General features: G+C 73.9%; 13 protein-coding genes and 1 pseudogene. 8 read left to right on the top strand and 6 right to left on the bottom strand.

Translation table 11 applies throughout. The features are described from left to right. Positions 1-36: 36 nt before the first annotated feature. The 3 genes from B5P21_RS13995 to B5P21_RS13985 form a co-directional block, all read right to left on the bottom strand. Positions 37-429, bottom strand: a complete 393-nt coding sequence (locus B5P21_RS13995) for a DUF1304 domain-containing protein (RefSeq protein WP_045526695.1) — start codon at positions 427-429, stop codon at positions 37-39. A gap of 94 nt (positions 430-523) precedes the next feature. After that, the gene (locus B5P21_RS13990) at positions 524-1549 is read right to left on the bottom strand and encodes an MDR family oxidoreductase (RefSeq protein ID WP_045526696.1); all 1026 of its coding nucleotides are present in this window, start codon (positions 1547-1549) and stop codon (positions 524-526) included. A 64-nt stretch (positions 1550-1613) separates the two neighbouring features. Further along, complete coding sequence (locus B5P21_RS13985) at positions 1614-2639, bottom strand: 6-phosphofructokinase (protein WP_015489331.1); 1026 nt, start codon at positions 2637-2639, stop codon at positions 1614-1616. A 38-nt stretch (positions 2640-2677) separates the two neighbouring features. Here B5P21_RS13985 and B5P21_RS13980 point away from each other — a divergent pair, with 38 nt between their 5' ends. Together B5P21_RS13980 and B5P21_RS13975 are read left to right on the top strand one after the other, a co-directional pair. After that, complete coding sequence (locus tag B5P21_RS13980) at positions 2678-3385, top strand: nucleoside/nucleotide kinase family protein (RefSeq protein ID WP_094171300.1); 708 nt, start codon at positions 2678-2680, stop codon at positions 3383-3385. A gap of 97 nt (positions 3386-3482) precedes the next feature. Continuing rightward, positions 3483-4445 carry an IS481-like element IS1122 family transposase gene (locus tag B5P21_RS13975; RefSeq protein WP_045526325.1) on the top strand — a complete coding sequence of 321 codons (963 nt, stop codon included), beginning with the start codon at positions 3483-3485 and terminating at the stop codon, positions 4443-4445. Positions 4446-4469: 24 nt separating this feature from the next. Here B5P21_RS13975 and B5P21_RS13970 read toward each other — a convergent pair whose 3' ends face one another. Continuing rightward, positions 4470-4970: a pyridoxamine 5'-phosphate oxidase family protein gene (locus B5P21_RS13970; RefSeq protein WP_094171299.1), complete on the bottom strand. Its 501-nt coding sequence runs from the start codon at positions 4968-4970 to the stop codon at positions 4470-4472. Between the two features lie 65 nt (positions 4971-5035). Between B5P21_RS13970 and B5P21_RS13965 the strand changes: the two genes are divergently transcribed. Further along, positions 5036-6001 carry a DNA-3-methyladenine glycosylase family protein gene (locus B5P21_RS13965; RefSeq protein WP_045526700.1) on the top strand — a complete coding sequence of 322 codons (966 nt, stop codon included), beginning with the start codon at positions 5036-5038 and terminating at the stop codon, positions 5999-6001. A gap of 48 nt (positions 6002-6049) precedes the next feature. On the opposite strand, the gene B5P21_RS13960 is transcribed toward B5P21_RS13965, so the two are convergent. Beyond that, positions 6050-6850, bottom strand: coding sequence for a DsbA family protein (locus B5P21_RS13960; RefSeq protein ID WP_045526701.1), 801 nt, complete (start codon positions 6848-6850; stop codon positions 6050-6052). 75 nt (positions 6851-6925) lie between these two features. Here B5P21_RS13960 and B5P21_RS13955 point away from each other — a divergent pair, with 75 nt between their 5' ends. From B5P21_RS13955 to B5P21_RS13945, 3 genes are all read left to right on the top strand, one after another. Then, complete coding sequence (locus B5P21_RS13955) at positions 6926-7879, top strand: aldose 1-epimerase family protein (RefSeq protein ID WP_045526702.1); 954 nt, start codon at positions 6926-6928, stop codon at positions 7877-7879. Between the two features lie 98 nt (positions 7880-7977). After that, on the top strand, positions 7978-8442 hold the full coding sequence (locus B5P21_RS13950) for a VOC family protein (protein WP_045526704.1): 465 nt from the start codon (positions 7978-7980) through the stop codon (positions 8440-8442). A gap of 66 nt (positions 8443-8508) precedes the next feature. Next, positions 8509-8970 carry a MarR family winged helix-turn-helix transcriptional regulator gene (locus B5P21_RS13945; RefSeq protein ID WP_045526705.1) on the top strand — a complete coding sequence of 154 codons (462 nt, stop codon included), beginning with the start codon at positions 8509-8511 and terminating at the stop codon, positions 8968-8970. A gap of 31 nt (positions 8971-9001) precedes the next feature. Here the strand turns inward: B5P21_RS13945 and B5P21_RS13940 are convergent, their stop codons facing one another. Next, on the bottom strand, positions 9002-10501 hold the full coding sequence (locus B5P21_RS13940) for a glycoside hydrolase family 32 protein (RefSeq protein WP_246865302.1): 1500 nt from the start codon (positions 10499-10501) through the stop codon (positions 9002-9004). 412 nt (positions 10502-10913) lie between these two features. Between B5P21_RS13940 and B5P21_RS13935 the strand changes: the two are divergent. Further along, a pseudogene (locus tag B5P21_RS13935) lies at positions 10914-12479 on the top strand (glycoside hydrolase family 68 protein). A gap of 156 nt (positions 12480-12635) precedes the next feature. Further along, entirely contained in the window at positions 12636-13208 is a 573-nt protein-coding gene (locus B5P21_RS13930) for a hypothetical protein (RefSeq protein ID WP_246865301.1), read from the top strand. Positions 13209-13274: the final 66 nt, after the last annotated feature.

The raw sequence follows: 13274 nt of genomic DNA, 5'->3' as shown, positions 1-13274 counted from the left end.
GGGCGGCGGCCCTCATGGCGGTCCGTCGGCGACGGCTCAGGAGGCGGCGGCGAAGAAGACGAGGCCGAGCAGCGGCGGCACGCCCTGCACGAGCGCGGGGATGAGGTACTTCTTGCCCGTGCTCGCGATGATGATCGACGCCAGCACCATGCACGCGGTCGTGAACAGCACGAGCGTGAGGCCGGCGGGCACGTTGCCGACGAAGTAGAGGATCAGCCCGAGGCCGGCGCCGAGCGCGAGGAACAGGTTGTAGAAGCCCTGGTTGTACGCCCACGGCTTGATGATGAGGGCCTTCTCCTGGTCGGCCACGCCGAAGCGCTTCCAGGCGAACGGCTTCTCGAACCAGACGCTCTCGAGGAGGAAGAAGAACGCGTGCAGCAGGGCCGCGAGCCCGACGAAGATGGTGCCGGTGGCGGCTACCGCGGTCATGATCCCTCGCTCCGGCGGCACCGTGCCGCGTCGGGCCCAGGGTAGCGCGCGGCGCGGCACGGCGGCGCGCGGCAGCGGGTGCGGGCGGCGGGTCCTACGCGCGGACGTCGACCACGACGCGTCCGCTCGAGGCGCCCGCGAGGATCCGCTCGCCCGCGGCGATCGCGCCGTCCAGCGGCACGGTCGTGGTGATGGCGTCGAGGAGCGCGGGGTCGAGGTCGGTCGCGAGCCGGGCCCACGCCTCCCGCCGCAGCGCGCCCGGCGCCTCGACCGAGTTGATCCCGGCGAGCGTGACCGCGCGGAGGATGAAGGGGAGCACGGTGCCCGGGAGGTCGGGGCCCTGCGCGAGCCCGGCTGCCGTCACGACGCCGCCCCAGCGGGTCTGCGCGAGGACGTTGACGAGGGTCGCGCTGCCGACGCTGTCGACCGCGCCCGCCCAGCGGATGCGCTGCAGCGGCTTCCCGGGCTCGCCGAGCTCGGAGCGGTCGATCACCTCGGCGGCGCCGAGCGCGCGCAGCCGGTCGCCGAGCTCGTCGACGCGGCCGGTCGAGGCGACCACGCGGTGGCCGAGGCGGGCGAGGAGCGCGACGGCCACGGATCCGACCCCGCCGCCCGCGCCCGTGACGAGCACGTCGCCGGATCCGGGCTCCACGCCGCCGCGCTCCAGCGCGAGCACCGAGAGCATCGCGGTGAAGCCGGCGGTGCCGATGGCGGCGGCGCGCACCGCGGACATGCCGTCGGGCACGCGGACCAGCGCGGCGGCCGGGACGCGCACGCGCTCGGCCAACCCGCCGTCGCGGCTCTCGCCGAGGCCGGCGCCGTTCAGGACGACCAGGTCGCCGACGTCGAAAGCGGGGGATCCGCTCGCCGCGACCGTGCCGACGGCGTCGATGCCGGCGACGAGCGGGCTGGTGCGCGCGATCCCGGGCCGGCCGCCGAGCAGCATGCCGTCCTTGTAGTTGACGCTCGAGTGGAGGACGTCGAGCGCGACCTCGCCGTCGCCGGGGCCGTCCGCGCCGCCCGTCGCCCGCTCGTCGGGGAGGTCGCGCAGCGCGACCTCGATGCCCGGGGTGCCGTCGTCGGCGACGGTCTGCTCGGCCACGAGCGCGCGGTACGTCATGCCGTCACGCTACGCCCGGGCGCCGCGGCGACGCGAGCGACGGCGGATCACCGACCGGCCGGGATCAGCCGAAGAGGATCGCGGCCTCGTCGTAGCGGTGCTGCGGCACGGTCTTGAGGCGGCCGAGCGCCTCCTCGAAGCCCACGTGGACGATGTCGGTGCCGCGGAGCGCGACCATGCGGCCCCAGTGCCCGTCACGCACGCTGTCGACCGCGGCGAGGCCGAGGCGGGTGGCGAGCACGCGGTCGTACGACGACGGGGTGCCGCCGCGCTGGATGTGGCCGAGGGTCGTCGCGCGGGTCTCGATGCCCGTGCGCTCCTCGATGATGGGCGCGATCTGCTCGCCGATGCCGCCGAGCCGCGGGCGGCCGAAGGCGTCGAGCCCGCGCTCGCCGTGCGCGTCCGACGCGTGCTCGGGGATGAATCCCTCCGCGACGACGACGAGCGGCGCGCGCCCGCGGTCGTAGGCGGAGCGGACCCAGCCGATGATCTCGTCCATGCTCGTCTTCTGCTCGGGGATGAGGATCGCGTGCGCGCCCGCGGCCATGCCGGAGTGCAGCGCGATCCAGCCGACGTGCCGGCCCATGACCTCGGCCACCATGCAGCGGCTGTGCGAGTCGCCCGTGGTGCGGAGGCGGTCCATGGCGTCGGTCGCGATCTGCACCGCGGTGTCGAAGCCGAACGTGTAGTCGGTGGCGTCGAGGTCGTTGTCGACGGTCTTGGGGACGCCCACGATCTTGAGGCCCGCGTCGGTGAGGCGCTTCGCGGCCGCGAGCGTGCCCTCGCCGCCGATGGCGAGGATGGCGTCGATGCCGAGGCGGTCGAGGTTCTCCTGGATCCGCTCCACGCCGCCGTCGCCCTCGAACGGGTTCGTGCGGCTGGTGCCGAGGATCGTGCCGCCCTGCTTGCCGATGCCCTGGATGTCGCGGCGCGCGAGCGGCATGACGTCGCCGTCGACGACACCCCGCCAGCCGTCGCGGAAGCCCACGAACTCCTGCTTGTGGATGGTCGTTCCCTTGAGCACCGCCCCGCGGATGACCGCGTTGAGTCCGGGGCAGTCTCCGCCTGAGGTGAGGATTCCGATGCGCACACGTCCATCATGGGGCACGGGTCCGCGAGACTGGCCGGATGGACCCCGCACCCGACGGCCGCCCGCATCCCGCCTCGCCCGCGACGGGCGACCTCGACCGCCTCGCCCGCCGCGCCCTCGGCCTCGTGCGCGACGGCCGCCGGGCGATCCTCGCCATCGCGGGCAGCCCCGGCGCCGGCAAGACGACGCTCGCGCGGGCGCTGGTGGCGTGCATCGACGCGCGGGCGGGCGACGGCACCGCGGCGTACGTGCCGATGGACGGCTTCCACCTCGCCAACGCCACGCTCGACCGGCTGGGCCGCCACGATCGCAAGGGCGCGATCGACACGTTCGACGGCTGGGGCGTGCTCGCCCTCGTGCGGCGGATCCGCGCCGAGACCGACCACGTCGTCTACGCGCCGTCCTTCGACCGGGCCGTGGACGAGGGCGTCGCGGGCGCCATCGCGGTGGATCCGGCCGTCCGGCTCGTCGTGGTCGAGGGCAACTACCTGCTCGTCGACGCCGGCCCGTGGGGGCTCCTCCGCGCCGAGCTCGACGAGGCGTGGTTCTGCGCGACGCCGGGCGACGCGCGCTTCTCGCGCCTGGTCGACCGGCACACGGCCGGCGGGCGCGATCCCGACGCCGCCCAGGCGTGGGCTCGCGACGTCGATGGCGCGAACGCGGTGCTGATCGAGGGCACGCGCGGCCGCGCCGACCTCGTGGTGGACGGCGCCGCGGCGGGCGTGCCGGAGGCCGTCGCCGGCTAGCTGTACCCGGCCATGACGTTGGTGACACTTCGGGGCGTGTGAGGAGGCCTCCTGGCTTGATGGAGCTGTCTAGTTCTGCCACTGCCAGGAGGCCTCGATGTCCCACGCTAATGCTCGTCTGACGGTTCACGGGAGGGTTCTCCTCGTGCGGCGGGTGGTCGAGGATCGTCGGCCGGTCTCGCATGTCGCGCGCGAACTCGGTGTGTCGCGTCAGTGCGCGCATCGGTGGGTGAATCGGTTCCGGTCCGAGGGTTTCGAAGGCTTGTCGGACCGGTCCTCGAGGCCGAGACGGGTGCCGACGAGGACGAGCCCGGAACGAGAACGAGCCGTCGTGGAAGCGAGGACCCGATTGCGATCAGGTCCTGCCCGGTTGGCGCCGGTGACCGGTGTTCCAGCCCGCACGATCTCCCGCGTCCTGCGGCGGCACGGGGCACCGCCGTTGGCATGGTTGGACCCCGTCACCGGGGCCGTGATCCGGGCATCCCGGTCGACGGCAAACCGGTACGAGCATGAGCATCCCGGCGACCTGATCCACGTCGACGTGAAGAAGCTCGGCCGGATCCCGGACGGCGGCGGCTGGCGGGCGCATGGCCGCAGCGAACAGGTTCGTGGTCGTGGGATCGGGTTCGATTACGTCCACGCCGTGGTCGATGACCACACCCGCCTCGCCTACGCGGAGATCCACCCGGACGAGAAGGGCGTGACCGCGGCAGGGTTCCTGACCCGGGCCGCGGCGTACTTCGCCGAGCACGGCATCACCCGCATCGAACGGGTCCTGACGGACAACGCGTTCGCCTACCGGCACTCGGCCGCGTTCCAGAACGCGGTCACGCAGCTCGGTGCGAGGCAGAAGTTCATCCGCCCGCACTGCCCCTGGCAGAACGGCAAGGTCGAACGCTTCAACCGCACCCTCGCGACCGAGTGGGCCTACCGGCAACCCTTCACCAGCAACCAAGCCAGAACCGACGCCCTTGATCCGTGGATCCAGCACTACAACACTGAACGAATCCACTCGAGCCACGGGCTGACGCCCGCGGCCCGAGTGTCACCAACGTCATGACTCAGTACAGCTAGCGCGCGCGGGTCATAGCTCGACGGTGCCGTGCTCCCCGACGTCCTTCGGGCGCTCGCCCGTGATGGCGGCCTTGGCGTACTTGATCAGCGCGATCGGCTTCGGGGTGTCCTGGTACCAGTACTCGGCGGCGTCGGCGTGCACGCGGATCAGCGCGACCGTCGGGTCGTCCTCCCCGCCCTCGAACCACGCCTCGGCGCCGGTCGACCAGAGCTCGTCGATGCGAGCGCGGTCGCGCGTGATCTCCGCGGTGCCGGCGATGGAGAGGAACCCGTCGCCGGACTGCAGCGACACGTTCACCTGGTCGTTCGCGCGGATCTCGGCGGTCTTGTCGCTCGGATCCTGCGTGAAGAACCAGAGGTCGCCGTCGAAGTCGCGCTCCTGGCTGGCGAGCGGGCGGCTCACGAGCTGCCCGTGGGCGTTGACGGTGGTGAGGAGCGCGATGCGGGCGCTCTTCACGAGCTCGGCGACGCGCTCGCGGTCGTCCTGGTGGTCGTTCGTCGTGTCGGTCATGCGGCCGACGCTACGCGCGCGGCGGGAGGCCGGGCGGGGTCGGCGGCCGTGCGTACCCTGAGGGGATGGACCAGGGCGGCGCGGAGGTGACGGCCCCCGACGCGCGCACGACGTACCTGCCCGACCGCGAGGTCGACCTCCGGCTGGTGCTGCGCCCGCTGTTCCGCGGGGTCGTGGATCCGACCTGCCGGTGGGACGCCGCCCCGCCCGGATCCCGCCGCGTTGGCGTCTGGCGCACGGCGCGCACGCCCCTCGGGAACGCATCGCTGCGGCTGGACCCCCGCCCCGACGGCGGCGTCGAGGCGCGCGCCTGGGGCCCTGGCGCCGAGTGGGCGATCGCCGGCGTGCCGGAGCTGCTGGGCGAGGGCGACGACTGGTCCGACCTCGACGTCTCCGCGCACCCGCTCCTCCGCGACGCGCACCGCCGCCTGCCCGCGCTCCGGCTGATGCGCACGAACCACGTGTTCGAGGCGATGGCGTCCGCGGTGCTCGAGCAGAAGGTCACCGGGCTCGAGGCCCGACGCGCATGGCGGCAGCTGATCCTCGCGCACGGCGAGCCCGCGCCCGGCCCCGTGCCCGCGGGCATGCGCGTGCTGCCGTCGCCCGAGCGCTGGCGGCTCATCCCGTCGTGGGAGTGGCACCGCGCGGGAGTGGATCCGAAGCGGTCGCGCACGCTCATCGCGGTCGCCACCTCGGCCGCCGGCCTCGAGCGCACGCTCGCGCTCGGCCGGGGGAGCGACGGGATCACGCGGCGGCTGCGCTCGATCCCGGGGGTCGGCATCTGGACGGCCGCGGAGACCACGCAGCGCGCCCACGGGGATCCCGACTCCGTCAGCGTCGGCGACTACCACGTGCACGACACCGTGGGATGGGCCCTCGCCGGCCACGCCGTCGACGACGACGGCATGCTGGAGCTGCTCGAGCCGTGGCGCGGCCAGCGCCAGCGGGTGACGCGCCTCATCGAGGCGAGCGGGTTCCGGAAGCCGCGGTTCGGCCCGCGCATGACGGTGCAGGACCACCGGGCGCGTTGAGCGCCGCGCGGCTGCCATCCCGCGGCCGCGGGATCATCGCCCGCCGGGTCAGCTGTCGGCGGCGATGCCCGCGGGCAGGTCCGCGCCGGCCTTGGTGAGCGCGTCCACGAGGTCCTGGCCGGCGACGGTCGTGATGATGTCGCCCTGGATCCGCAGCGTCGGGGTGCCCGTGACGCCCGCGGAGGTCGCGTCGGAGGTGTTGCCCGTGATCCACGACGAGTACTTCCCCTCGGCCACGCACGTGCGCGCCGCGTCCGCCGTGACGCCCTGGGTGGTGAGCCAGGTGACGAAGTCGGCGTGGGTCCACGAGTCGGTGATGGTGGAGTGGTTGTCGAACAGCGACGAGTGCACGGCCGGCCACTTGTCGGGCTCCTCGGCGAGCACGCACGCGGCGGCGCTGCCCGCGACCACGCCGTACTTCGTGACGATCTGGATGGGGTGGTAGACGATGCGCACCTGGCCCGTGGCGGCCATCCGGTCGAGCAGCGGGCCGCTCTCGGCCTCGTACTGCGCGCAGTGGGGGCACGAGTAGTCCTCGTAGACGTCCATGGTCACGGGGGCCTCGGCCGCGCCGACGCTGACGCCGGTGGGCTCGGTCGCGATGCGCACCTGGTCGCCCGTGGACAGCGCCGCGGTCGTGTCCTGCACGGGGCCCGCGGCGCTCGCCGCCTGGGACTGCCCGAGGAGGTAGACGCCGCCGGCGATGGCCGCGATGACGATGACGAGGCCGCCCGCGACGGAGAACTGGGTGATGAGGCGGCGGCGCTTGCGGCGCCGGTCGTCGAGGGCCCTCTCGATGCGTGCCTTCTCGCGGATCGCGCGTACCTTCTCGTTCTCATGCCGGGCCATGCCGACGATCCTAGGGATCCGCATGCCCGCGCCCCTGGGAGGCGCCACAGCGCCTCGTATGGATAGGCTCGACGCGTGCCCGACGACGTGACGTACGTTCCCCGCCTCCCCACCGGCCAGCAGCACGAGCTCATCGCGGAGGTGGGCGGCCGCACCCAGCGCATCGTGATCGCCGAGGTCGGCGCCGCGCTCCGCGTGCTCCAGGTGGACGGGACCGACCTCGTGCAGTCCTACCCCGACGCGGCCCGGCCCCCCTTCTGCAGCGGCATCGTGCTCGCGCCGTGGCCCAACCGGATCCGCGACGGCGTCTGGGAGCAGGACGGCGTCACGCACCAGCTCGACATCACCGAGGTCGACCGCGAGAACGCGATCCACGGGCTCCTCCTGCACTCGCCGTACCGCCTCGTGGAGCGCGACGACGTCTCCGTGACGCTCGCCGCCGACGTCCACCCGCAGCGCGGCTACCCCTTCGCCCTCGAGACGAGCGTGCGCTACGAGCTCACGGGCTCCGGCGTCCGCGTCACGCACGTGATCCGCAACGTCGGCGACGCCGACGCGCCCGTCGCCGTGGGGACGCACCCGTTCCTCCGCGTGGGCGACGTGCCCACCGAGGACCTCGAGGTCGTCATCGACGCGCCCACCCACATCGAGGTGGATCCCGTGCGCCTCAACCCCACGGGCGCCCAGACCCCGGTCGAGGGCACCCGCTACGACCTGCGCCAGGGCGTCCGCGTGCGCGACGCGCAGCTCGACGACGCGTGGGCCGACGCCCGCGTGGTCGACGGCGTCACCCGGCACGGCGTCCAGGCCCCCGACGGCCGCCGCACCGAGATCTGGGCCGACGGCGAGTTCACCTACTGGCAGGTCTTCGTGACGCCCTGGTACCCCGTCGCGGACGGCCACGTGTGGGCCGTCGCGGTCGAGCCGATGACGGCGCCAGCCGACGCGTTCAACTCGGGGGACGGCCTCATCACGCTGGAGCCGGGATCCGAGTGGTCGGGCACCTGGGGCATCGACCTGCACGACTGACCGGTGCGCGGTCGTCGCCTCCGGACGCCGCCCGCGATCCGTGGTCGGAAACCGAAGCGGCCCGGGACGCCCGGCGCCGACCGTCCTAGCGTCGGAGCATGACCGACACCAGCGCGACCACAGCCCTCGACTCCATCACCGGCGTGCACCACGTGCGCCTCTCCGTCACCGACCTCGGCCGCTCGCGCGCCTTCTACGAGGGCGTGCTGGGCCTCACCCCCGCCATCGAGAGCGAGGGCGACGCGAGCGACCCCGCCGTGCGCGAGGATCCCGCCCAGTACTTCGGCGGCGTCATCTACGGCGTGGGCTCGCAGCTGCTCGGCCTCCGCCCCGTCGCCGACGGCGGGACCGCGGGCGACGGCGCCGCGTTCGACCCCGCGACCCGCGGCCTCGACCACGTGAGCCTCCAGGTCGGGTCGCGCGACGACCTCGTGCGCGCGGCCGCGCTGTTCGCGGAGCGCGGCATCTCCCACGGCGAGGTCATCGACTTCCCCACGGGCATGTCGATCCTCTCCGTGCAGGACCCGGACGACATCAACGTGGAGCTCGTCGTCGCGGGCTGATGCGCGCACGTGCGTAGCATCTCCCCAAGTGCCGAATAGCTCACGACAGCGGCCGAGGAGGATGCGATGACGGTGACGGACCCCCTGGCGCTCGAGAGCCAGGTCTGCTTCCAGGCGGTCGTCGCCGCCCGGACCGTCGTGGCCGTCTACCGGCCGATCCTCGAGCCGCTCGGGCTGACGCACGCGCAGTACCTGGTGATGCTCGCGCTGTGGGAGCGGGACGAGCGCTCGGTCTCGGACCTCGGATCCGCGCTGCAGCTGGAGCCCGCGACGCTCACCCCGCTGCTCAAGCGCCTCCAGGCCGCCGGGTTCGTCGACCGGGCCCGGAGCGCCGCGGACGAGCGCGTGGTCGTGGTCTCCCTGACCGCCGCAGGCCGCGACCTCCGCGACCGCGCGGTCGACGTGCCCGCGCAGGCGGCCGCGCGCACCGGCATGACCGTCGCCGAGCTCGAGGCGCTGCGCGACGCGCTCGACGACGTGGTGGGGCGCCTCACGGGCGCGCTGGCGGAGGACGCGGCCGCCGGCTGATCGGGGGCGCGCGGCCGCCGCGACGGGCTGTTCAGCGGCCGACGTCGAACGGCGTCCAGCTCGCGCCGGTCACGCGCGTCGTGCCGTCGACGGCCTCGACGGAGAGGCCCGCGCCGTCGAGCGTCCCGACCGTCGCGCTCGTGAGGACGGCGGCGTCGCCGTCGACGAAGGCCTCGAGCGTTCGGTCGTCCAGCACGATGTCGAGCGTGACCGGATCGCCGGCCTCCGTGTCGGGCAGGGGCGCGGTCGCGGGCCGGTCGTAGGCGTCCGGCATGATCCCGTCCGGGTCGTCGTCGCGCACGACGAACGCCTGCCGGCGCTCCGCGTCGTAGCCGACCGTGACGGTGCCGCCCTCGGGGGAGGCGAGGCGCACGCGGGTCTCGCGCGCGGGATCCGCGGGGTCGGGCGTGAGCGTGAGGCGGAGGCGCGACGGGCCGCCCGGGGCGTCGGCGAGCGGGGTCGTCGCATCGACGCGCGCGTCGGCGACGGGCTGCGCGTCGCCCTCGCGGCCGGCGAGCGCGTCGAGGGGCGACGACCGCAGCGCCCAGCCGTCGCCGTCCGGCACCAGCCGCAGCTCCCGCACGAGCGACTGGCCGCCGCCCGTGCCGCCGTCGCGCAGCGGGAGCCGGTCCGCGTAGTCCCAGCTGCTCGTCCAGCCCATCGCGTACCGGCGGGTGGGCGCGGTGCCGTCGGCCGGATCCGACCAGGTGACTCCCGCGTAGAGGTCGGCGCCCTGGTCCAGCCAGCGCGGCGCGTCGTCGTCGGTCGTGAAGCGCTCGCCGTCGAAGTCGCCGACCCAGTACGCGTATCCCGTGCCGCGGCCCTGGGCGGCGCCGTTCGCGCTCACCCCGAGGACCCAGCGGACGCGGTCGGGATCGCCCGCGCTCGTGATGGGGAACACGTCCGGGGTCTCGAGAGTGCCGAGGTCGCCGCGCGCGAAGTCGGAGCGGTAGGTCCAGTGGATGAGGTCGGGCGACGTGTAGAAGCCGATGCGCCGGCCCTCCGCGAGCGCCATGCTCCATCTCCCGTGCTCGCCGTCCCACACCACCTTCGGGTCGCGGAAGTCGGGGCCGCCGGGGTTGTCCATGACCGGGTTCTGCGCGTACGGCTGGAACCGGTAGCCGCCGTCGGTGGAGTAGTAGAGGGACTGCCGCTGCACGCCCTCGGACTGCTGCGTGAGGATCGCGATCACCGTGCCCGCGCCGAGCCCGGACGTGTTCCCGGTGTCGACCACGACGCTGCCGGTCTCGGCGTCGCCGAGCGGGGTGTCGTACTTGTCGATCGCGATGCCCTCGTCGTGCCACGAGACCAGGTCGGCGGACGTGTAGTGCCGCCACGAGGATCCGTTGCCGCCCGGGTGGTCGACGTTGACGAGGGCGTAGGCGTGCCAGACGCCGTCGAGGAGGAAGGGGCGCTGCGGGTCGTTCATGAACTCGCCCGACGGGCGGATGTGGATGCCGTCGTCGGCGGCGCGCGACGTGGGCGGCGGGGGCTCGACGGGGCCGCGGTCGGCGCCCGTGATGCCGCGCACGGCGACGACGAGCGCCGCGACCAGGAGGATCGCGACGATCGTGATGAGGGCGCGGCGATGGCGGCGGGCGAGGGGGGCGGATGCGGTCGCGCAGTCGTGGCGCGACGTCCGCGGCGGGCGGGCGCGACGGGGATGCGGTCATGTCGTCGAGCTCCTCGCGGTGGGGCGATCGGGGGGGCAGACGGGTGGCGGAGCGGAGCGGGAGAGCGTGCACCGCCGCACGACCGATCCGGCGACCGTACAGGCTGAGCCGGGCCGCGTCCACCCCGTTCGGGGGACACGCCCGGGATGCGTCGCCGACCCCGTCCGGGGGCGCGGTTCCGGCCCGTCACCCCCTAGGCTCCCCGACCGGGGGAGCGTGCTCCGCGCGTCGCGATCCGTCTTGTCGATACGAGAACGAGAGTGAGAACAGGTGACCAAGAGAATCAGGCGCGGGCTGTCCGCGTCCGCCGCGGCGACCCTGGTGGTGGCGTCCGCGCTGCTCGCCGGCGGATCCGCCCAGGCCGCGGGCACGACGCCGCCGCGGCCCACCGTCCACACGCAGAAGGCGTACGCGCCGGAGGACGACTTCACGGCCCACTGGACCCGCGCGGACGCCAAGCAGATCGCGAAGCTGTCCGATCCGACCGCGCCGCCCCGGCAGAACTCCATGCCCGAGGCGCTCACCATGCCGCAGGTGCCGCAGGACTTCCCGACGATGACCGACCAGGCGTACGTCTGGGACACCTGGCCGCTCACGGACTCGTCGGGCCAGACCTACAGCGTCGACGGCTACGACGTGATCTTCGCGCTCACGGCCCCGCGCACCCTGTCGTTCGACGACCGGCACACGTACGCCAAGATCGGCTACTTCACGCGGCCCACCGGGATCCCCTCGGAGTAGCGCCCGGAGAACGGCGGCTGGACCTACCAGGGGAACGTGTTCGAGGACGGCGTCACGGACGGGATCTTCCCCGACCAGTCGTTCACGCAGCAGGCCGAGTGGTCGGGATCCGCGCGGATCATGGGCGACGGCACGGTCAAGCTCTTCTTCACCGACGTGGCGTTCTACCGCGACGCGAAGGGCCAGGACGTGAAGCCCGCCGACCCGGTGATCTCGCTCAGCCAGGGACGCATCGAGAAGGTCGACGGCGCGGTCAAGACCGCCGGCTTCGAGACGGTGACCCCGCTCCTGCGCCCCGACGGGCAGAAGTACCAGACCAACGAGCAGAACTGGTTCACCAACTTCCGCGACCCGTTCACGTTCACGGATCCCGACCACCCGGGCAAGACCTACATGGTGTTCGAGGCCAACGTCGCCGGGAAGCGCGGCGAGCAGGAGTGCGACGAGACCGACCTCGGCTACCGGAAGGGCGACCCAGCGGCAGAGGACCCCAAGGAGGTGACCGCGAGCGGCGCGAACTACCAGATGGCCTCCATCGGCCTGGCGGTCGCGGACGACGCGGACCTCACCAAGTGGCACTACCTGGATCCGCTGCTCGAGTCCGCCTGCGTCACCGACCAGACCGAGCGGCCCGAGGTGATGATCGAGAACGGCAAGCACTACCTCTTCACGATCAGCCATCGGTCGACGTTCGCGACGGGGGAGAAGGGGCCCGAGGGCGTCTACGGGTTCGTCGGCAACGGCCTGCGGAGCGACTACAAGCCGATGAACGGCGGATCCGGCCTCGTGCTCGGCAACCCGACGAACCTCAACTACGCGGGCGGCACCGCGTACGCGCCCGACTACAACCAGGCGCCGGGCGCGTTCCAGGCGTACTCGAGCTACATCCTCCCGGGCGGGCTGGTGGAGTCGTTCATCGACGCCGTCGGCACGAAGGAGTCGTTCCGCCGCGGCGGGACGCTCGGGCCGACCGTGAGGCTCGAGTTCGACGGCGACACCTCGAAGCTCGACCGCGGATACGGCGAGGGCGGGCTCGGCGGGTACGCCGACATCCCGACCACCCGGGTCTTCGACCCGGCGCACCCGCCGCAGTAGGACCAGGCGCGGCGACGGCGGCATCCGCCGTCGCCGCGTCCTCCCGGGCCGCTCATCTACACTCGCTGTCGATGCCCGCCCCGTCCCCGACCCCGATCCCGCCGCGCGTCCAGCGCGTGATCCGGGCGTCTCGCCGCATCCACCACCGCCACGTTCGTGGCCGCCCTCTTCCACGAGGCCGGCGGCGGGGCGGCGCCGTCCTGGGGCGTCGTCGCGTTCGGGCTCGCGCTCGCGTCGCTCGCGGCCATCGCGCTCGCCGGCGCCCGCACCGCGCTGTGGCGCCTCGTCGCCGCGGTGGGCGTCAGCCAGCTCCTCTTCCACGGCCTGTTCACGGCGGCCGGGGACGGCACCGGACCGGCCGTCGCGGCGGATCCGCACGCGGGCATGGGGCACGGCGCGTCGCCGATCGCGCTCCCGGGCCTCGACGCCGCGCCATCGGGCGCGGCCGGCTCGCTCGACCCCGGCATGCTCCTCTCCCACGGCGCGGCCCTGGTCGTCACCGTGCTCGCGCTGCGGCACGGCGAGGCCGCCATCCGCGCGCTCGTCGACGCGTCCGCGCTCCGCGTCGTGCGCGCCCTCGCGATCCCGTTCCTCCGGCCCGAGGGGCGGCGCACCACCGCGCTCGCCCGGGCCGCCCGCGCGCCCCTGGCGCTGCGCGACCTCTGCGCCCGGCTCGGGCGCCTGCGGCATCGCGGCCCGCCGCGCGCCCGCGCGCTCGCCGCAGCCTGACGCGCCGGCCGGATCCCGCGACCCGCGGATCCTCAGCCCACCGCGCGAGCCCGCTCGCGCCGCGGA

It is taken from the genome of Clavibacter michiganensis subsp. insidiosus, assembly GCF_002240565.1.
Classification (GTDB): domain Bacteria; phylum Actinomycetota; class Actinomycetes; order Actinomycetales; family Microbacteriaceae; genus Clavibacter; species Clavibacter insidiosus.
This window is presented reverse-complemented; position numbering and strand designations above follow the sequence as displayed.

Excerpts from the sequence above, each read along its gene's own strand:
- B5P21_RS13995 (WP_045526695.1), bottom strand. The coding sequence starts at position 429 with ATGACCGCGGTAGCCGCCACCGGCACCATCTTCGTCGGGCTCGCGGCC.
- B5P21_RS13990 (WP_045526696.1), bottom strand. The coding sequence starts at position 1,549 with ATGACGTACCGCGCGCTCGTGGCCGAGCAGACCGTCGCCGACGACGGC.
- B5P21_RS13980 (WP_094171300.1), top strand. The coding sequence starts at position 2,678 with ATGGACCCCGCACCCGACGGCCGCCCGCATCCCGCCTCGCCCGCGACG.
- B5P21_RS13975 (WP_045526325.1), top strand. The coding sequence starts at position 3,483 with ATGTCCCACGCTAATGCTCGTCTGACGGTTCACGGGAGGGTTCTCCTC.
- B5P21_RS13970 (WP_094171299.1), bottom strand. The coding sequence starts at position 4,970 with ATGACCGACACGACGAACGACCACCAGGACGACCGCGAGCGCGTCGCC.
- B5P21_RS13965 (WP_045526700.1), top strand. The coding sequence starts at position 5,036 with ATGGACCAGGGCGGCGCGGAGGTGACGGCCCCCGACGCGCGCACGACG.
- B5P21_RS13960 (WP_045526701.1), bottom strand. The coding sequence starts at position 6,850 with ATGGCCCGGCATGAGAACGAGAAGGTACGCGCGATCCGCGAGAAGGCA.
- B5P21_RS13950 (WP_045526704.1), top strand. The coding sequence starts at position 7,978 with ATGACCGACACCAGCGCGACCACAGCCCTCGACTCCATCACCGGCGTG.
- B5P21_RS13945 (WP_045526705.1), top strand. The coding sequence starts at position 8,509 with ATGACGGTGACGGACCCCCTGGCGCTCGAGAGCCAGGTCTGCTTCCAG.